Annotated in this window: 12 protein-coding genes; 2 read left to right on the forward strand and 10 right to left on the reverse strand. The window is 43.2% G+C overall.

The window, feature by feature from the left end:
* The first annotated feature begins 15 nt into the window (after positions 1-15).
* Positions 16-1,314, forward strand: a complete 1,299-nt coding sequence (locus AC570H_RS14105) for a PQQ-dependent sugar dehydrogenase (RefSeq protein WP_497355872.1) — start codon at positions 16-18, stop codon at positions 1,312-1,314.
* A 5-nt stretch (positions 1,315-1,319) separates the two neighbouring features.
* A complete protein-coding gene (locus tag AC570H_RS14110; protein ID WP_497355874.1) occupies positions 1,320-1,760 on the forward strand; it encodes a c-type cytochrome in 441 nt (146 codons plus the stop codon).
* 53 nt (positions 1,761-1,813) lie between these two features.
* On the opposite strand, the gene AC570H_RS14115 is transcribed toward AC570H_RS14110, so the two are convergent.
* The 10 genes from AC570H_RS14115 to AC570H_RS14160 form a co-directional block, all read right to left on the reverse strand.
* Entirely contained in the window at positions 1,814-2,137 is a 324-nt protein-coding gene (locus AC570H_RS14115; protein WP_497355876.1) for a hypothetical protein, read from the reverse strand.
* A 335-nt stretch (positions 2,138-2,472) separates the two neighbouring features.
* Positions 2,473-4,179 carry a glycoside hydrolase family 28 protein gene (locus AC570H_RS14120; protein ID WP_497355878.1) on the reverse strand — a complete coding sequence of 569 codons (1,707 nt, stop codon included), beginning with the start codon at positions 4,177-4,179 and terminating at the stop codon, positions 2,473-2,475.
* Between the two features lie 10 nt (positions 4,180-4,189).
* Entirely contained in the window at positions 4,190-5,158 is a 969-nt protein-coding gene (locus AC570H_RS14125; RefSeq protein ID WP_497355880.1) for a glycoside hydrolase family protein, read from the reverse strand.
* 1 nt (position 5,159) lies between these two features.
* Complete coding sequence (locus tag AC570H_RS14130) at positions 5,160-6,944, reverse strand: alpha-L-fucosidase (protein ID WP_497355882.1); 1,785 nt, start codon at positions 6,942-6,944, stop codon at positions 5,160-5,162.
* A 23-nt stretch (positions 6,945-6,967) separates the two neighbouring features.
* On the reverse strand, positions 6,968-8,545 hold the full coding sequence (locus tag AC570H_RS14135; protein ID WP_497355884.1) for a glycoside hydrolase family 28 protein: 1,578 nt from the start codon (positions 8,543-8,545) through the stop codon (positions 6,968-6,970).
* A gap of 142 nt (positions 8,546-8,687) precedes the next feature.
* Positions 8,688-10,727, reverse strand: coding sequence for a discoidin domain-containing protein (locus tag AC570H_RS14140; protein ID WP_497355886.1), 2,040 nt, complete (start codon positions 10,725-10,727; stop codon positions 8,688-8,690).
* Positions 10,728-10,736: 9 nt separating this feature from the next.
* Positions 10,737-12,119, reverse strand: coding sequence for a polysaccharide lyase 6 family protein (locus tag AC570H_RS14145; protein WP_497355888.1), 1,383 nt, complete (start codon positions 12,117-12,119; stop codon positions 10,737-10,739).
* Between the two features lie 586 nt (positions 12,120-12,705).
* A complete protein-coding gene (locus AC570H_RS14150) occupies positions 12,706-15,126 on the reverse strand; it encodes a glycoside hydrolase family 3 N-terminal domain-containing protein (protein WP_497355890.1) in 2,421 nt (806 codons plus the stop codon).
* A gap of 26 nt (positions 15,127-15,152) precedes the next feature.
* Complete coding sequence (locus AC570H_RS14155) at positions 15,153-18,101, reverse strand: glycosyl hydrolase family 28-related protein (protein WP_497355892.1); 2,949 nt, start codon at positions 18,099-18,101, stop codon at positions 15,153-15,155.
* Positions 18,102-18,109: 8 nt separating this feature from the next.
* The gene (locus AC570H_RS14160; protein WP_497355893.1) at positions 18,110-20,875 is read right to left on the reverse strand and encodes a hypothetical protein; all 2,766 of its coding nucleotides are present in this window, start codon (positions 20,873-20,875) and stop codon (positions 18,110-18,112) included.
* Positions 20,876-20,927: the final 52 nt, after the last annotated feature.

The raw sequence follows: 20,927 nt of genomic DNA on the forward strand, positions 1-20,927 counted from the left end.
TAATAAATAAATCAAATGAGAAAGAAAACAATCATTCCACTCTCCATCGCCAGTTTTTTATTGGTGGGCTCATTATGCGCCTTTATGTACAGGCATGGGGAGGAAATTACGCCATTCAAAGCCGATGCCGATAATGCCGGGCTAAAATTGCCGACTGGTTTTGGGGCCAATAAAGTGATAGACAACTTGGGCAAGGCCAGACATATCGTGGTAACCAAAGACGGCAGCGTTTATATCAAACTGATGAAAGTAGTAAACGGAAAAGGCATTTTGTTTCTTCAGGATAAGGATAAAGACGGCAAGTATGAGGTACAAACTTCGTTTGGCAATTACGGTGGCACCGGCATTACCATTAAAAACGGTTACCTCTACGCCTCATCTGACAAGGAAGTATTTCGCTACAAGCTCGATGCCAACGAACAGGTGATCGATCCGGCAAACCCTGAGAAAATCATTACCGGCTTATTGGCAGGCAAACAGCATCAAACCAAATCCATTGTATTGGATAACGAAGACAACATTTATGTAAATATTGGTGCGCCTACCAATTCGTGTCAAGAAAACGACCGTGGACTGGAATCAAAAGGCAAAGCAGGTTGTCCAATATTGGATTCGGCTGGCGGAATTTGGCAATTCAAGGCCAGCCAATTGAACCAATCGTACAACAATGGCATAAGGTATGCAACTGGTATCAGAAACGTAATGGGCTTGGATTGGAACACCGAAGATAATACGCTTTACGTCATGCAACATGGCAGGGATAATTTAAATTCTTCATGGCCTAAGCTTTTTACCGAAAAACAATCGGCCGAAACTCCTGCCGAGGTAATGTATAGGGTTAAAAAAGGCGATAATGCAGGTTGGCCATACACCTATTATGATTCTTTTCAGCATAAAAAGATCCTGGCTCCAGAATACGGTGGCGACGGAAAAAAAGAAGGCAGCAAGGATTATATCGATCCGATAGTTGACTTCCCTGCGCACATGGCGCCTAATGCCTTGTTGTTTTATACAGGCAATATGTTTCCAGCCAGGTATAAAAACGGAGCTTTTGTTGCTTTCCATGGTTCGTGGAACAGGGCGCCTGAAAAACAAGCCGGCTATTTTGTGGTTTTTGTTCCTTTTGCCAATGGAAAACCCAGTGGCAAATGGGAAGTATTTGCAGATGGTTTTTCTGGAATGGATGCCGTAATGGTTCCTAGAGAGGCCGTGCACAGGCCCTGTGGATTGGCCCAAGGCCCAGATGGCTCTTTATACGTTACCGACGACGTGAAAGGCACAGTTTATAGAATTGGATATACCGCTAAGAAATAGATTTTATGAAGAAGATATACTGCATGGCTTTTTTGTTGATCGGTTTATCGATCAGTTTACATGCGCAAACCAAGAAAACAACTCCAGCCAAAACCACTGCCCCTACAAGTGCGGGGCCATCTTTGGCTAAAGGCAAATTGCTATACAACAAGCATTGCCTCGTTTGCCACCAGGCTGATGGCGGAGGCGTGATGGGTTTAAATCCACCCCTCATTAAAACCGATTACGTTTTGGGCGATCAAAAAAGATTGATCAATATCATCTTAAAAGGATTGAACAAAGAAATTGAAATAGATGGCGAGAGCTATGCCAACCCAATGCCAGCATTAGGGCATTTGAGCGACCAAGAAGTGGCTGATGTACTGAGCTTTGTACGCAATGGTTTTGGCAATAAGGCCAGTGCAATCACGGCAGCACAGGTTAAGGCGGTGAGGGCTTCGAAATAATTGGATTGCAAATCTAATCTGCAAAAAAGGCTGCCTATTTAAGGCAGCCTTTTTTATTCTTCGGGATCGTAAACATCGATGTAAAGGGTAAATTCTTCATCTGGGCCTGTACTCTTGGCCACGGTACATTTCAGTATGCAATAACCGGCATGCGAAAAGGTAAGATCGACGGCCGTATCCCAAGCTGGCCAAACAGTGGCTTGAGCGGGGCCTTCAACAGACCAAGTGTACGACACTGCATCGGCTACTTCTTCAATATAAAATCCATAAGAATCGCCATTGGCGTATTTTACATCACTCGGCTGGTTGGCTTTTACCTGTGCATAGATGCTTGAGCAGGCAAAGGATAGGAATAAAACTAGGAATAGCTTTTTCATCATCAATTAAGTTAAATTAGGTTTGAAGATATTGTTGGTTTTTAATCACGTTAAACGTGAGGTTGCAATGGACATCGACTTAAACAGGTTAAATTTCTGTCCTTTTGGGGATGATTAAATGGATGTTTCTATAGGCGCAAGCATTAGTTTCTCCTACTCTTTTAAAGATTTTCGGCCGCTCTGTTTTACTAAAGCTAGCTTTAAAATGGCCATAAAAAATCAAGCCAATTGACTGATTATTAATTGATTTTACCATTCACCAATAATCTTTAAAAATAAAAAGGGCAATCCTTTTCAGGAAAACCCTTGTCTGTTAACTTATGGTAAAACGATAGCTACGCTCTGATCTTAATGGCTTTTAAGTTTGCTCCATTTTCAAAAACAACGGCTTTTGTGGCTTTTCTTACATCACCGCCATCTAGTGTTAAATCTGAATTGGCACTCCCTACTAGTTTTAAAAATGCCTTTGCAGGACTTAACAGTCTTGCCGAGGAAATCAATACCTCTTTGGCACTGATCAATTTGAAGGTACAATCGGCAGTTGGGCTCCCTTTTACGGCGAGGCCCGTGATGCTGCAATCTTGTACGTTATCAAAAATAATGGCTGGTCGGGCATCTGGCTGCTCATACTCCAAGCGCACATTTTGAAGCGTTAAGCCTTTCACGTTTCGGGCATACAGGCCATAAGCTGGCGGACCGGAAGGTTCAGGATCCCAAACCGTAAAATATTCTTGTGCCGTTTGGGGGATCTCTTTTTTTGCGGCCAAGGCTACAGAGCCACCACCAGCGTAGCTCACATGCACATCGGTAAAGCTTACATTTTCGATGAAATTATTGCCCAACGCATTTAAGGTAATACAACTGAAATGTTCTCCAGGATACACTTTTACGTCGAAAGGAATATCTGGGTGATTAATGGGAACAGGTACCACTGTGGCCCGAATACCATTGAAAACAATATTTCTTACAAAGATTGGCTGTGTTGTTGCAGGGGTCTTATCATTGGGGCCTCTTTTTGCCGATCCACTAAATCCGATACCAATTGGCCCCGTTACATTGCGCATAATGATATTGGAGAAAGTAAGGTTTTCTAATCTCGCATTACCTGCGCTTATTTTTATCGGACAGCCATAGGTTTCGTAAATCAGGCAATTAGAGATGCTGATGTTTTGGGCATCGCCACTGCCAAACCTAAAAATAGACCATCGGGTACTGAAAGAGCAATTGGTTACGGTTACAAATTGATTGCTCCCAAATAAGGCACAGGCATCGTCTTGGCAACGTACATCTGAATTAACAATGTGTACATATTTGCAGTTGTTGAAGTGGAAACCGTCGTTGTTTTTGTTTACGCGGTTATAAATTTTTACGCCATCGATATTTACCTGCTCGCAATTTAAAATCCTGAAGCAATGGTAGGCGCTTTTGGTGTAAAACGAATCGCGCAACAAGAGGTTGTAGCACTTGTAAAAAATCAATAAGTGTGGCCTATCGAAATAGCCCCCGCCTTGCGAGTTGGGGCCGGTATTATCGCCTTGCCCGGTAAAAAAGGCTGTTCCATTGCCATCAATCGTTCCCCTACCTTGGATGCTCACATTAACGGCATTGGCTGCGTAGATCATTACGATGTTTCCATTGCCAGCCGGCACATCTTTTCCGCCCGAATAATCTTCCTTTTTCGCACTGCCCAATAACCTGCCCTGATTAGCCAGGTGTAGGGTCACATTGCTTTTAAGTTCGATGGTACCGATTACAAAATCTCCTGCAGGCACCATTACCGTTCCGCCATTTTCTTTGTGGCATAAATCTATGGCAGTTTGTATGGCTAAAGTATTTAAGGTTTGTCCATCGCCTTTAGCACCAAAATCCCTGATGTTATAAACTTTGGCACCAAGCAATTGGTCTTCTGCAATATCGGTTTCTTTTGCTTGGACGCTTTGGCCAATAAAGCTTGCACCGATAGCGGCCACTGCAGGAACAGCTGCATTTTTCAGCCATTTCCTTCTCGAAAAGGTAGTTTCATCTAGGTTGGGATTTCTCATCTTTTCAGTTCTATTTGAGTGCTACAGGCACATAGTTTTTAACCGGATTAACCTCGATCCACGATTTTTCGCTCCCGTCTTTAGCCTGGCTTAGGCAAGAAGTAAAAAAGGCAGTAACTTGTTCTTTCTCGTTCACAAAAACAAACGGCCTTTCTCTTCTTCTAAAAGTTTGCTCCGTTCCATCGTCATAGCTTACCGTTTTGGTATACACCGATTCTTTTGAGACCAAAGTATAATTGATGCCATCTTTAGAGGCATATTGTGCTCCGTTTTTACCTGTGCCTGTGGCATCGCCCCTAAAATCGCTCAAGATGACATTGTATTGGTTTTTGGCCCACCAAATGGTTGGATCTTCCAATTGGTTTTTACCGGGCAACAAATTATATTGATCACTCACTAATTGATACTCACCATTAAAAGCAGGCGCCTTGTACGCTTGGGCAATGCGGATGTTATCAACCGATTTTCTACCAAAAACATAAATACTGCCATCTTTTTTAGCCAAAGGTGCCGGATTAGAAAAAGGCATGGCCAGTTTGTCTATCCTTGTCCAAGGGCCCGTAATCGATTTACTATAGGCGTAGCCTGTTTCATTGGCCGATGAAATGTAATACAGCACAAAGGTATCGCCAGCCTTTACGATTTTTGGGTTATGCGCCCGGTCATTGTCCCAGAAATCGGGTCTTTTTTGGATCACCACCTCTTTAAATTCGTAAGGTCCATACAGGTTTTTTGAGCTTGCCCTTACAATCTCCGAATAGGTTGTCCAGCCACCCAAACCATATTTTTCTGGCCAGCGAGAGGCAAACATATGGTAGGTATCTCCAACTTTGATTACCGATGGGCACCATAAAATATAGCCCTCCATTTTAAAACCTCCGTTTTTTACGGCAGGCTGCATGGCGTCTTTTAGTGTTTGCGACTTTGCGACAATTGCAAAAAATAGGCAAATCAATAGTGTGGTGGTAAATTTCTTCATCTTATTTTACAGGTTCGAGGATAATGGATTTCAACTTAAAGAGCTCTTTGCCATTTTGTAGCGGATGTATAACGATGCTATAAACTCCGGGTTTTGTAAAGGTGGTAGTGGCTATCGTGTGTTTGATGAACATGAGCGGTGCGCTTTTATCAAATTCTGATGTGCGCAAAGTCCGAAACAAAAAATCCTGGTTGTTGATACTTAAGCTTCCTTCCAGCTTGGCACTTTCTTGTGGGCAATTGTATTCGGCAATGACATGATAGTCGCCCGCTTCGGCTACTTTAATGGTAAAAACAGCTTGATCGGTACTGTCTTTCATATTGGTTACACAGGTGGTGTGTTTCCAATCGCCGAAATAGTGGCTATAGGTTAAAGAAGTGGTTTTGCCGTTTCCATTCACTTTGGCAAAAACAGCATCAATTGTATTTTGATCAAACTGAGCAGATACGGTGATGGGTGTTTGCAGGTCATATTCGGGAATCGTGCCTGTGTATTCGACCACAAACACAGTGTTAACCGCATCTTGATCAAATGCGGGCAGGTCAATCCATACCTCGTTGCCAATCTTTTTAAAAGTTAAAGCTTTACGATTGGCCAAAGCATAAACTTTTTGAATGCTTGCGTTAAAATTCGGGAGCAATAATTTACCGTTTTTTGGCCTAGTCGTTACATGCAGGTATTGCTTTCCCGGCTTCGAAGTACTTACGCCCCATGGCTGTGCCGGAATTAATCCGTAAGTAGTGGCGTAAATACTTTCGCCGTTTGCTTTGAGCCATTTGCCCGTTTGCTGCAGAAATTTAATCGAATATTCGGGTATTTTACCTTCGCCATCTGGCCCCACATTGAGCATCAGGTTACCACCTTTCGAAGCCACATTGGCCAACAACTGGATAATTTCCCTGCTGCTCTTAAAGTTCATATCGTGCTTAATGTAGCCCCAAGAATCGTTATGCGTATAAATCGATTCCCAAGCACCTTTGATCGGAGTGGTTGGCACTTCCGAATCGCCAAAGTCTTTGTAGTCGCCCAAACCCTGGCCTACCCTGCTGCTAAATAATGTTTTGGGTTGCAATACCCTTAATTCGTTTACAAAGTCTTGGGTTTGTGCTTTGGTCATTCCGCCAGGTGTATCAAACCAAACGATGCCCAAAGGACCGTAATTTGTTAAGAGTTCTTTGAGTTGCGGAATTGCCTTTTCCTTGTAATAGGCTTGATAATCTTTCTTGTCGTTTACAAAGTCCCAGCCGTTTCCGCCACCATTGGGTTCATGCCAATCTTGAAACTGCGAATAATAAAAGCCGAAATGGATGCCCCGCTTTTGGTTCGCTTCGGCCAATGCCTTCATGGGGTCTTTTTGATAGGGCGTAGCCGCTACAATGTTAAAATTGCTCACTTTAGAGTTGTACATGGCAAAACCCTCGTGGTGCTTGGCGGTGATCACCATATATTTGATTCCCGCATCTTGCGCCAATTGCGACCATTCTTCAGCATTAAAACCGGTTGGATTAAAGGTTGAAGCCACTTTTTCGTATTCGGCTACAGGAATTTTGCCTTGGTTCATGATCCATTCGCCACTGCCATAATAACGTTTGCTCTTATACTCACCAGCTAACTTCGAATACAATCCCCAGTGGATAAAAAGACCAAATTTGGCTTCCTTAAACCATTTGAGGTTTGGATTTTCCTTGCCCGCAACGCTACTGTCCCACATCTGATCCATGGTTTGTGCAAAGCCATTAAATTGGAGCAGGGATAATAAAAGCAATAGTTTAAAATGTCTTTTCATAGCGATGTGGTAATTAGTTGGGCTTAGCGTTTGATGCAAATTCTAGCTCTTTTTTTAATTGCTGATGCCTTATTGCTGGTCACCTTGATGCTTTTGCTAGTGGCTCCTTCAATCCTCACCAAAGCTTGTGCGTCACCCTTTACAGCTATATCCTTGATGTTTGCACCCACCACGTTTTCTAAACGGATAATGGCTTCGGCACCTGTGATTGCTGGCAAATTCCAATTGCTTACGGTTAGCGCCTTGCCATCGTCACAAACCAAGGCTGGGCGTAAATCGTTGCTTGCTAAGTTAAATTTGACGTTGATGAGTTTGAGGCCTTTCACATGACGTGCCCAAATGCCATAAGCCGGAATTTTTGGTCCAAATGTCTTCACTTCCGGATATTGGTCTATCGCCTCTGGCACTACCTTGCGCGAATCTTCTGCTGTACCACCACCAGCTAAGGTAATTTCAATGTTTTCTAAAGTTAAGTTGGTGATGTCGTGACCCGAAACACCTGTAATCAAGATCCCCGATGGTGGCGTCAGCTGCGCATTGTCGGCTGCCTTGGCTTTCACGTTTTTAATCGTTACGTTTTCGAAAGTTCCGGTAGGTTTTTTCGTTTCGGTATTTTTGCGGAATACATTGAGCCTCGAGCCCAGACGAAACAGCATCGGCGTTCTCACTTCGTCCATTGTTATGTCACTGATCAATACATTTCTGATATGGGCACCATCAACCGTTAAGAGTTTGATCCCTCCGTTTTTAGTATCGTAAATATGGCAATTGGTAATTTTGATGTTTTCGAAATCGGCAATGGATTCTGTACCTATTTTGATACCCGCCTGATTGCTTTTTAGTTTCAATCCACTTACTTCAATATCTTTGCAGGCCATTAGCCTTGATGTGGTTTTGAATACCAAGGCATCATCGCCACTAATTACATCGCAATCCTTAATGCGCACTTGTTGGCAACCATCAATCCCAATCCCATCGTTATGGGCAACCCCAACACTTTCGATTTTTACATTTTCGATTAAAATCTGTTTGCTTTGAAAATAATGGGAAGTCCAGGCACCGGCATATTTCAAAGTCACGCCACGCACGGTTACGCCGGTACAACGCACAATGCGTACTAAAAAAGGCCTCAAGCCCCAACGCTCGCCTTCTGGACGTGTATCGGTCAAAATATGTTTAGCCTTGATGGCCGAGCCTTGCCCATCTATTGTTCCTTCGCCTTCGATACCGATATTTTTCGCATCAACCGCCACCAACAAGGCCCAGCCTACATCAATGCCCAAACCTTCGGTAAAGGGATCTAGATTCTGATAATCTTTTAAATCGATACTACCCAATAATACCGCATCCTTTTGTAGGGAGAGGGTCACCTTATCTTTGAGCGCGATGGTACCAGATAAGAATTTGCCTGCCGGAATAATGACTTTGCCGCCACCGCTTTGGTGACAGGCATCTATGGCCTTTTGAATAGCCTGGGAATTTAGCGTTAGGCCATCACCAATTGCACCGAATTTGGTGACGTCGAAATCTGTTGCCTTTGCGCTAAAAAACACTGACAGCAAAAACAACAAAAGGCTTATTTTTTTGATACCGCTTGCCATACAAGAAATTATATTTGATACTGCAACTAAGTGATAATTAGTCGGGTTTTACGCAGTTCAATTGTCCTTTTATTCAACAATATTGACATCAAAAACCTAGGCTTGTATCTTTTAGCGTAAATGAGATTGATTTAACTCCTTATTATTTGGCCAAGTATAAAGCAAAGTTTTTGATAGCCGGATAGTCACTGAATTTACTCACCGTAAGCTTGACTTTCCAAGCGGTTATTTGCGGAAACTTCACGGTTTTATTTTCGCCTATGGTAGTTCCCTGATCTATCAAAATCCACTTGCTATCCAGTTGTACTTCTATTTTATACTCCTGCACCCTTTGTCCTAAAGCTTCGCCTATTTTCAGGGCATTAATTGCTACGGGACCTTCCATGTCTACCTCAAAAGTAGCCTGTTTCAAGCCATCGTTAATGGCCCAATAGGTCTTATCGTTGCCATCTAAAGCTTTTTCGCCTCCGAATTGGCGGGTAGTGCCTCGTACGTTGCTGGTATTTACCGGACGTTCATAGGCCAGATTTATACCTAACTGCGGATCGCTATCTGGCTTGAATGGTGTTGGCTCAATTGATTTATTGTTAAACTCGCTCCTTTGATTGGCTTGATAACCGATATTTTTTAAGGCTTTTTTGCCTAGCCTTTCTTCCAATTGTGCCAAATATAAACTTTGAATGGACACGGGTTTGCCATGCGAATCAAAATTGCCATCGGGAATAACAGGGCTGCTGTCGAATAATCTAGCAGTTTGTTCCCTGAGGCCAATACAGCCAATTGCCCAGTTTGCTGCGCCTGGCGGATTTTGGATGATGTAACTTTTGGCCACACAGTTCCAGGCCACTGCCCAGGCCATTGTCCAGCCATGGCCAGAGCCAGCAATGCCGCGGTTCATGAAATCGATATTGCCATCGGGAATGGTACAGTTATCGACCAACAAGCCCGTTGCCCAGCGCTGGTGAGGTTGGATGCGACTGCCTATGCCTTTAAAAGTAGAGTTTAATACCACATTTGGACCAGTTACCATACTCGAAGTCCATACAAAATACGTATTTCCTCCAGTGGCCTCGCATCGGTCTATTAAATTCTGGCTCCCTTCTAAGCTGAAATCAGCAGGCTTTGAAGCGCCTAAATTAGTATAGGTATGTTTGATTTTGATCTTTTGCATGGTAATCCGATCTCCTGCCAACACGGTACTGTTCATGGTTTCTTCGGCAAATACGTTCTTCACCCAGCAATCATCGCCACCTACCCTCACCGCAGCATAAGGTGCATGGCCATAGTCGATTTCTAAAGGTTCGCATTGGATGTGCAGGTCTTCTATACCCACATTCGTTACCCTGTTCAACGTTCTGATCTTGACAATTTTTGCACCCATGGGTTCCAAAAATTTGGTATCATAGGAATCAGCTAATGGCACATCAACCGTAAACTGATTGCCATTAATGGCTTTGATAATTCTTTTCGAAATTTCTTGTCTTCCTGTTCCCAGCCAGGTTTGCTTTTTGCCTTCCCGATACATGTCGTCCATTTTCATGAAGCTGATCCAGGCATCGGTAACTGGGCGTTGTATAGCGATGGTATCGCCTACCTTAAAGCTTTTCGCCTCTCTCACTTTAAAAACGGAAGCGCCGGCCGGAACGTAGGCAGCTGCCAAATGTGTACTAGCTAGCGCGATTTGTTCTTTATCTTCTGTATTGCCTAGCGCCACTTTGGTATTTCCTCTTCCAATAACGATGGCTGTATGGGGTTCGCCAATCATTTTAATAGTTGTACCGCCCTTTTCGCTGCCATTTCCACGTAAAACGATGCCATTTTCTGAAAGGATGATAGAACTTGCACAGGTAAACACCCCAGCCGAAAGCTCCACTGCTCCCCGAAAGCCATTTCGTAGAGGCATTTTGGCTACTTGGTCGATTGCATTTTGAATGGTCTTGGTGTCATCACCAGTACCCGATGGTTTTACCTTGATTTGGGTAGCTATATTGGGCAAGGGCACGCCTCCACCTTGATAGCCCGCATGAGAGAAATCCATGATGCGGTCGCCATTAGCAGTAGCTTTGTAATTGAGTTTTCCCTTTTGATCGTCGTATTTAACCCATTCGCTATTTTGTGCGGATGCCTCGTTAGCAATAATAAAACTGAATGCCAACAAAAAGGCGATGCTAAGTTTGTTCATGTGCTGCAATTATTTCTTGGCTAAATGGCCTACTTGGCTAGGCAATAAAATACTGGCTTTTACCGGAGCTGTACTCACCTCATCGGCACCAGCATCTAAAGGGCTAACTCTTGGCTGGCCATCCATATCAACACTTACCGCTGGGTAAGCCTCTTTAACGGTATTGATTAGAGGGCTATTGGCCGATAAATGAAAAGTACCGGAAGCATCTTTCACCAGTTTCGGATCTATAGTTCTGTAAGAATCGCCTGGCAAATCACCCGGGCCTACGTTAAAAAGAACATTCCCTTTCCATTGGGCCTGGGTCATTGGTCCAGAAATTTTGGTGGCCAAATTCCCGCCTTGGATCAAATTATTTGCCACCGTAACATAAGTTGCCCCCAACCCGTCTTTTCGAGGAGTTTGCACGATGTTTTCTTTGTTATTGACCAAGGTATTGAAGGCAATCAAAATCCGATCTGGCCTGTCATGAGAGGTTAATGGAGCACCATCGGCTACTTCTGCACCACCGTTTCCAATGGTAATTGCCGGCTTGCAGTTCTCAAAATAATTGCTGAAAACCAAATGGTCGTCTCCAAAAATCCTTAAGCCAGGCGTGTTGACAAAGTAGTTCCCATACACCTGATTTTTATTGCCATGACGAAGCGTAAACTGCGCCGGGCAATCTCTGATGGTATTGTAGCGTAAAATTACCCCTCCAACTTTTACAGAAATGAGTTCGTTTTCTCCTTCGCATTTCTCGAACAGGTTATACTCTACTACACTATTGCTCAGTGACATGCTAAAGCCGCTTAAGCCAAACTGAAAAGCTTCGGCTCCGTTTTTACCTCCTTGACTGGTTGCCGTATTGAAATAATTATGGTGGATATGCAACCGCTCCGCGATCTGTTTACCTTCGCCCCTAATGGCCACAAACCTGCCCATGGCATTTTTATTTTGGAAGGTATTGTAATCTACTTCCTGATCGGTACCCGCCACGGTCAAATCTTCTCCATCGCCGGGCGTTTCGAAAATGTTTTGGGTAAACCTGCAAAAGCTGGTGCCATTGCCTGTTTTGGCTCTTGAGGCCAGGTGTGTAAACTTAAAGCCTTTAATAGTGATGTATTTGGCAGGTTTTACCAAATTAAAACCTCCTTTTCCGGTAATTTCCGTTTCACCAATTTGCTCCGCAGCAATGACAATAGGCTTTCCGGCAGTACCTTCTTTATTTACAGTGATATCTTCTCTAGTAGTGTAGACGCCTTTTTTAAGCAAGATTACATCGCCAGGTTTGGCTTTATTGAGGGCCGTTTGCAATTCTGCGATGGATGCCACAGTAATGGTGGCTGCGAAAAGACTCGATGAGCTCAGTACAAGTAACAGTACTAGGCCAATTAGGTTGATTTTTTTCATATAAAGAAAACTATCTGGTTTATAATGATGCAACCTATCTATAAAAATCAAGAATTAGGTAAGAGAGTTTAGCTAATAAATCAGGTATTTTGGCATGAGGATTTTCTTTTTCACCACCTTAGATAGTCTTTTCACCACCTAAGACACCTTAGTTCATCTTAGCCATGGCTCTTGTCCCTCTTTTGAGCCTTAACTTCTTCTATGTGCCTATGTGGTTAATTTTTCCACCATATAAGACACCTTAGTTCATCTTAGCTATGGCTCTTGTCCCTCTTTTGAGCCTTAACTTTTCTATGTGCCTATGTGGTTAGTATTTTTACCACCTAAGATAACAAGGTCTCTGTCCCCCTTTGGAGGGGAGTAGGGGGAGGAATAGAAACCACTTACCAAAGAATTTTGTGGCATTGTGGTTAAATCAAAGAAAGATAGGTCATTGCGATCTAGATTTGCTGGGAAAGACATCTATCTTGGATATAGATCCTTCACTACGTTCTGGATGACAGGTTCTCTGTTAACTTTATCTTCCATCTTACATTTTCCATCTTACATTCTTCGAGAACTTCTTTTCTTCGATTAACAACAGCAGCTATCTAATCACCGTAAATTCCTTCTTGAGTTTAATCGCTTCTGAGGAATTGCCGATCAACACCTCGAACTTACCCGGCTCTACCGTCCATTTCATGTTTTTGTCCAAGAGCATCAAATCGTCTGGCTTCAATGTAAACTGAACAGTTTTGGTTTCTCCTGGAGCTAAGCCTACCCTTTCGAAACCTCTCAATACCGTTTCGTAGGTGGTTACGCTGCTCACCACATCTTTCAAATAAAGCTGTACCACTTCATCGCCTTTGCGGTTGCCCGTATTCTTCACATCAACCGATACCTGTATTTCTCCCTGCGAGCGGATTTGTGTTGCACTTAGCTTTAAATTGCTGAACTCGAAAGTGGTGTAGCTTAAGCCATAACCGAAAGGGTAAAGCGAGCCTAATACCATGGTTTTGCCAAAACCGTTTGGATCATCATTTTTGCTTTGCCCCGCTTGCGATGCCGGTTTGAAAGGGAAATTGTATTCGATTTGGCCAACAGATTTGGGATAGGTCATGGTCAGTTTGCCACCAGGATTATTTTCTCCGAACAAAGTTTCAGCAACAACTTTACCTGCCGAAGGCCCCGGAAATCCGGCTTGAAGAATTGCTGGCAGGTATTTGTTTTCCCAATTGATGGTTAAAGGACGACCGTTTACCATAACCATCACTACCGGCTTTCCGGTTGCATACAAAGCCTGCAACAATTGCGACTGCAGACCAGGCAAATTCAAGCCTGTTCTGGTTTTGCTTTCGCCCACCAAATCATCGGTTTCACCAACTACGGCAATAATCACATCAGCTTTGCTGGCTGCTGTTACGGCTTCGTTGATTTGGGCCTGCTCTTGGGCAGTTACCGCAACAGGCATGATTTCGCTTTCGGGCCACTTGGAATCGGTTACCTCGCAGCCTTTACTGTAATTAACGGTAGCAGACTTGCTTGCAAAAGTCTTGATTCCATCCAAAATAGACACAATTGGATTGTTAGAAGGGCCGTACCTGCTGGTGGTGTATTTCGTTTCGGTTGCTAGCGGACCGGTAACCAATATATTTTTGTATTGATTAACATTGAGTGGCAATAGGTTTTTATCATTTTTCAGCAACACCATCGACTCCCGGTTCAATTGCAAAGCCAATTCTTCATCTGCAGGTGTATGCACATTTTTATCGGCAAGTGCCGGCTCATTCACATAAGGGCTATCGAACAAACCCAATCTAAATTTCACCCGCAAAACATCAGCAACGCGTTCATCGAGTGTTTTCATCGAAACCGAGCCTTCTTTCACCAGCTCGCGCAAGGGCAGGATAAAAGTCTCGGGCATGGTAAAATTGGTGCGTACATTTAAACCCGCTTCCAGGGCTTGTTTTACTGCTCCTTTATAATCGTCGGCCACATGGTGTTTGCTCGAGATAAACTCTACCGCCTCACTGTCTGAAACCACATAACCATTAAAACCATATTGATTGCGCAACAGATCGGTCAAGAAATAATAGCTTCCGGTTACAGGTTCGCCATCCCAGTCATTGTAACTGCTCATTACGCCCATGGGTTTGGCTTCTTGGATCACGCGTTTAAAGGGATAGAGAAACATTTCGTGCAATTCTCTAGGTGCTACATGCGGATCGGTTCTGGCATTGCCATCGCGACCACCTTTAGGCACACTATAAACGGCATAATGCTTTAAAGTAGCCGCTACTCCTTGATCTTGGATGCCCAATGTCATTTGTTTACCCAGTTCTGCAATCAAGTAAGGATCTTCTGCATAACATTCCACCACACGGCCCCAGCGCTGGTCTCTGGCCACATCGAGAATAGGTGCATATACATTGGTATAGCCCAAAGCCTTGGCTTCTCTCCCAACGGTACTGCCAGCTCTAAAAACCAAGTTTTTATTCCAAGTGCTGCCAATGTTGATAGGTGCCGGAAAAGGCGTAGCCCGATCGTGGCAAAGCCCATGGATGCCTTCATTGCTAAAATCGACCGGGATCCCGAGACGGGTTTCTTCTACAAACCATTTTTGCACCGTATTGATGGCACTGGCGTGTTTGCTAAAAGGGAATGAATATTGGGTTACCGCTTTCTTATTGTAAGGTAAGCTGTTGAGTTCTTCGTCAATATTGGCGATACCGTCTTTCCAGATTTTTGTCTTCCACTCGGCCGTTGGCATTTCGTCTTTCAGCACCCTGCCGTAGCCATAAAGCGTGGCCGTTTGACAGGTTTTTTCATCCAAATTCATTTGGCTCAACAAGTTGTTCACCCGGTTATCGATGGGTTGAGATGGATCTTCAAAAACATCCATTTTTCCATTCTTGTTAAAATCTATCCAACCTTTATGGTAGATTTTATTGTTTTGGGCATAGCTAACTGATGTTGAAAAGAGAAGAGCAAAAAATAAAACGGAAGGGTATCGGAAAGTAAGGTTCATTTATTTTGAATAATGATTATTTAAAGTTAGTTCGGCTTTGATAAGGCTTTGGGATCTTTGCCCAGCACATCATCATCGTACATTATTTTGTCTATGCTAATTTGTGATGCATTTTTCCGGCCAATCAAAACAGGATTATCCGCAGGCTTTACCATCTTAAGGTCTGAGAATGTGGCACCAATTACATCATCCAAAAATATAACATAACGGCTATCTCTCTTCTCGTAATTGAAAGAACTTTGCTTAACTGTCAAATCTTTTACATGGCGTGCCCACAAGCCATACGAAGGCTGTACTTTCAAATTGGATACGTTGTATTGTCCAACACCCAATTCTGGAGGACTTTGTGCAGTATCTGCCACCCCATTACCGCCTTTAACGAGCACATGCACATCGGTAAAAGATACGTTTTTGATGTAGCCGGTATGCTGACCATTGGGCAGTTTAAAATTTAGTCCTCCCTCTACGGCTTCGTTATCGGGCAACTTATAACCCGCAATAATGGGACTTGCTTTGCGCTGTTTGCCGTCGTAAGCTTTCCAACGTTTGTCGGCATCGCCATAAGAACTGCCTCCATAAACTTCGGTAATATCTACCCCATTGATGATGATGTCTTCAACCACCCCAATGTTGATATTTTTGACCAAGAGCTCGCTGTGTTTTTCGCCGTTGTCGGTAAAGTTGTATCTGCCTACAGCTGCGCCTAAAATCCTGCCACGGTTAGAAATCGAAATAAAAAATGGTGTGGTGCTGCGCAACATTTTAGACCTGGCATGCAAAGTACCGGTATGTCCACAATTAAGGTGGATGTTTTTGATATGGGCGCCATCGTTGGTTGAGATGGAAAATCCAGCCTTGTTCGCGCCCAATACATAAATGTTGTCTACGCAGATATCCATAATGTCATCGGCGGTTTCCGATCCGATCTGAAACAGGTTGCAATTGGTATCGCCAATAATGTTACGCACCTTGTAGTTTCGAGCCGGTCGGGTATAGCCCAAGGAACAATCCGAACCAGGTTTCACGATATCGTCTGAACTTACCTTACAATAAATATTGGTAACGGTTACGTCATTGCAAGCCATAAAATCGTAAATGTCGCGTACATTCGAGGTACTGTTTCTGCCGAAATAAGTGTTGTGCACATTGATCGAATCAGAGCCTGTTGCCAATAAGGCAAAATGCCCAGCCCGGTCTATATTGAGCATGTTTTGGGTGTCGAAGTTTTTGCTGCCGTCTTTGCCTACATAATAAGGTTCGTCTTTTGCAGGATCGTACCATAAATCTTCGGTTTTAGGCAGGCCGCCAATTTCTATATTGGTGCAGAGCTTTAGCGTAAACATCTTATCAGTCCTATTATCGGGCGCATTATTCATTACATTATCGCCATTTACCAAATTGCCATCACCGGTAATCCTGCCATTTCCTATAATTTTGATGTTGTCCAAACGCTCGCCAAAAAACATGGTGTTTCTAAAATAATGGTGCCCCACATCTTGTTTGGTAAGGTAGTTTTCTGGATCGGCATAAGGGCCGATAGCCGTGGGCGATAATCCTGAGCGGTATTGTTTATCGCTAAACCAGGTCTCTTCTGGCGCATCAGCTCCTTTAATGGCTTTAATAGTTGCTTCTTTGTCCACAAACAAGTAAACATTACTCTGTAGATGAACCGTTTTAACCAAGTAGGTGCCTTTGCCAAAGTACAAGGTACCGCCACCAATTTTGTGGAGGTAAGCAATGGCCTCATTGATTTTTTGGGTGTCGTCTGTTTGGTCATCAGCATTCACACCAAACTTTTTGACATCCATTTTTCCAGTATAAAACTGTACCTGATTAGAATAACCCTTTTTCTCGCCATCTTTTACCGCGAGTCTAAAACTATACAGCAAATTAGATTGAAGATTGCTTACTTTGGCCGTACCTGTTTTCACATCTAGCACAGCTGTTGGCATAAGCGACCATGTTTTGCCCTCGTTGAGCGATTGCTCTAACTGGATATTTTCAGCATCGTTGATGAACGGCCATTTGAACTTTACCGAGGTATAGGTAGCCGGGGTTTCTTGATAGGCCAAATTCTTATCTACCACGCGTTCGAAATCAGCTATAGTTTTAGTCACTTTTAAGCTAACGGTTTCGTTTCCGGTACCAGCACTGCTCAACACCTCTGGCAAGGAAGTGGTGTAAGTAGCTTTGAAAACGAGATCTCCGCTGTTTTTTAAACGAACGTCGCCTATTTTTAAGATCAGATCGGCACCATTTGCTGGCCTGAGGTCTAAATTTTTAAAAGTGAGGATGCTCCCGTTGGCAGATTTGGTTATTGCTACTTCTCCAACTTTCGAATAAGAATAAAGCGAGCCCGCCCTGCCGATTGATTGTCTGCTTAATTCGCCCAGTTTCACAAAGCCCCTTCCAATTACGTTTACGCTTGTATTGCTTAAAGTTGGTTCAATACCCAAAGGAAAAAACAATTTTACGGTTGCATTAGGGCTTCTTTGCCCGGCAGTATAGCTAAGGGTAATGCTGGTATTGGTATTTTGGGTGAGTTGCTTTTTGAGCAGGCTCAATTTTCCACCCAAAGCCAGCTGTTTAAATGCAATGGCATATTTTTTTATGGTTTTTCCATCTTGGGCAGTTACCTGTAGCCAATCATCTTCTTTGATTATACCCTCACTTTTCAGTGCCCCACTGCTGTCTTTAATCTGATATTGCTGTACTGAACCATCTGTAGAAGCTAGTTCATTGATGATTTCGGCCACTGTAGCCCTTGTGGCGGTTAAGCCTTTATCTTCGGGAGTGTCTACCGTAAAACGATAGGTCGTTCCTGTTACCAATAGGAGTTGGCTGGCATTGATTTGGGCAATATGCGGACTATTCGTCCCAACTCTAATCGTGGTTATTGAGCTATTTGGTTTAGCCAGTGCGGGGTAAACGATCAGCTGGATCACCAAGACCAAAATGCCTACTATTTTATTCATTTTAAATTCTATTTAACAATAATATTCGATTTCTCCCTGCCGATGCCTCCGTTCATGTTGCTGCCTTCAACAATGATGGTGTAAGAGCCTTTTTTATCGGTAGCATAAAAATTGACATGCGCTTGGCCATTTTTATCCGTCACTACATTTGGATTCCAATAAACCGTTGAACGTGCATCTACGGCCGAGACATTGGCTTTTACGGTATATTTCGGACTATAAAACTGCTTGGCTTCAACCATGCTAAGAGGCTTTAGGAGAAATGTGCCTGGCGTTTTGGCTATGAAAGCTCCGTTGCCAGAATAGGTGGTAATTTCGATAAAGGCATGGTAATCGAACACATCCTTTGAGGAGTTTAAAAATCGCTTCCCATAATTGGCGATCATTCCTGGCGAACGCATCAGTTCTATGCCTTTAATGTCTTCGGCGGTCATTAAATCGAGGTAGTAATCTTTATAAAAATCGCGATAAGTCATGCCTTGCGGCCTAATTGTTCGCACATCGATCCCGTCGATGACCAAATGCACAAACTGGTCTCTGATCATGTACACATGCTTCATTTCGTCAATCCTTAAATCAGGGATATACTGATAAAGCAATTGACCCAAGTTTTTTTTATTGGCTTTATTCAAATCCGATTCGTTTAGGGTAAGGTCTGCCTCGCCATTGTTTAGGCTACTTGAGCCCTTAACCGTTTTCTTGCCTATAATGACAACTTCGTTGAGTTTTTTCCCTGAACGCTTATGTTGTTCCTGGATATTTTCGATCCTGTTTTTAACCGTACCTAGCGTGCTGGTATCGATATTTAAAAACCATGGCTTGTTAAGATGGTAAACCGAATCGAATTTAGGAGCAGTAAATTCGTCTACCTTAATGGCCACATTAAAACTCTTGCCGTTTTTGTTTTTTGCCTGGATAAAATACACTGCAGAATCTGCTGGCTTTACTTCATTAAAGGCAAAAGCGCCTTTGGCATTAGTGGTGGCCTGCAGCAAAAGCGATGGTTTTTTGGACAACAACACCACATTGGCATTCTCCATTGGCTTGCCCAAACCCGAACTTACGTTGCCGTTTATGGCATAAGTCGATTCGTGCTTAAAACGAGGTTCAACGGCTTTGTATTTTACATTCCAATTGTAGCTTGTCCAGCCTTGGGTTAACAGCAAATGATCCAAATCGCTCCAAATTGTTGCCGTCATTTGCTTTGGAAAATAATAGCCCGGGTCCTCTACATAGCCTTTCAGCTCTGAGCTGAGCAAGATGCGCGAAAGCAGGTTTTCATTTTTAATGGAGTCTATTTTAACCTGGCCGTTGTCTGTTACCGCAAGCGAAAAACTGCCTTGAACGGGATTTCCTTTTTCATCTTTAACAGCTATATCCAGATCGATGTTATCTCTGTTGGCATAATTGGGCTTATTGGTTTGGAGGCTTACTTTTAACAAATCATTGCCGCTGTTAAATGCCAATCGTTCGCCTATCGCTTGTTTTTGTCCGTCTAATAGAACGAATTTGATGACGCCCGATGGGAAAAGATTTTTGCCGATTTTGATCTGTACAATGGAATCGCTTAGCTTAACCACACCACCATAGCAACCCACGCCACGAGCTTGGCCAATAAAAAAATAGCTTCCTCCTCTCTGATCAGCCGTAGCCAAGAACTGGATAAGCAACGAATCGCTCAATTGCTCATTAATTACTTTAAATATAACTCCAGATTTTTTGGCAACAGGCAAGGAGTAGCTCCTTTCTGTTCCATCCTGCTGTTTAACCACAGCGGTATAGGTTTCGCCAGTTTTGGGCGTAAGGACAAAAGCGCCCATTCCCAAACGGTTGCTTTTCAATTGGGCAACAGCTTGCTTAAGGTTATTATAAACCGTTCCCGAAACTTCTGTGCCCAAGCCCTGCTCGTTAATTGCCTTAAAGCCAATTTTGCTTTTTAATCCAACAACCAAGTTGCCTGATTCGGGCAAAAACTGCAGGTCGATGTTTTGCTCTTGCTTCAATAGCACTGGAAACTTTACTCCCTGTGGATTATTGCCTGTTGTTTTTAACTGGATAGTCAGGTTTTTGGGCTTATCGTTGCCAAGAAGCGGAAATTTCAGATTCAGCCTTCCTATTGCATCGGTTTGCACTGTTGTTTTTTTCTTCAGCTTTTCGCCATCAAATAAGCTGGCCTCTATATCCTTTTGGCCAATTTTCGCTCCATTTGTCTGGCTCAATGCAATAGTAGCGTCGAGCAGCTTTTCTGATCCTTGTTGTTGTATTTCCATTTTAGAATCAACCAGCCATTCGTTCTCTGCAGGATCTGCGATGGCAAAGGGTCTTTCGAAAAGGTATTGTGAATCAAAGTTCTTCATCCAATTGGTATAGGCCCTTAGCCTATAATTGCCTGCCTTGTATATGGCTCCGTTGAGATCGATATTGCCGATGCCCATGCCATAATATTGGAAAACCATTTGACGCTTGATGAGGGTTCCATTTTCATTAACAATATCCAGGTAGAGTACCTCTTTTGCAATTGGATTATTGAGGTAGTTGGCATTCCACACATAAGATTTGAACCAAAGAGTATCGCCCAGCATATAATTGGGCTTATCGGTTTGGAGATAGGCTTTTTGGGCGGGCAGACTTGGCGGGTTAAGCAGGGATGAAACTTCGCTTTTCTTTTCGGTTTGCGAAAAGCCCAGATTAGCATGAAGCGAGGATACCAAAAACAATAATGAACAAAGCGTTAACCTAAAAAACTCAGAAACATTTTTTGTCTGTCTGTTCATTTTAAAATCCTAATGGTCCATTTATACAATCAACAGCGTTGATCATTTAAAG

The organism is Pedobacter sp. B4419 (assembly GCF_059693725.1).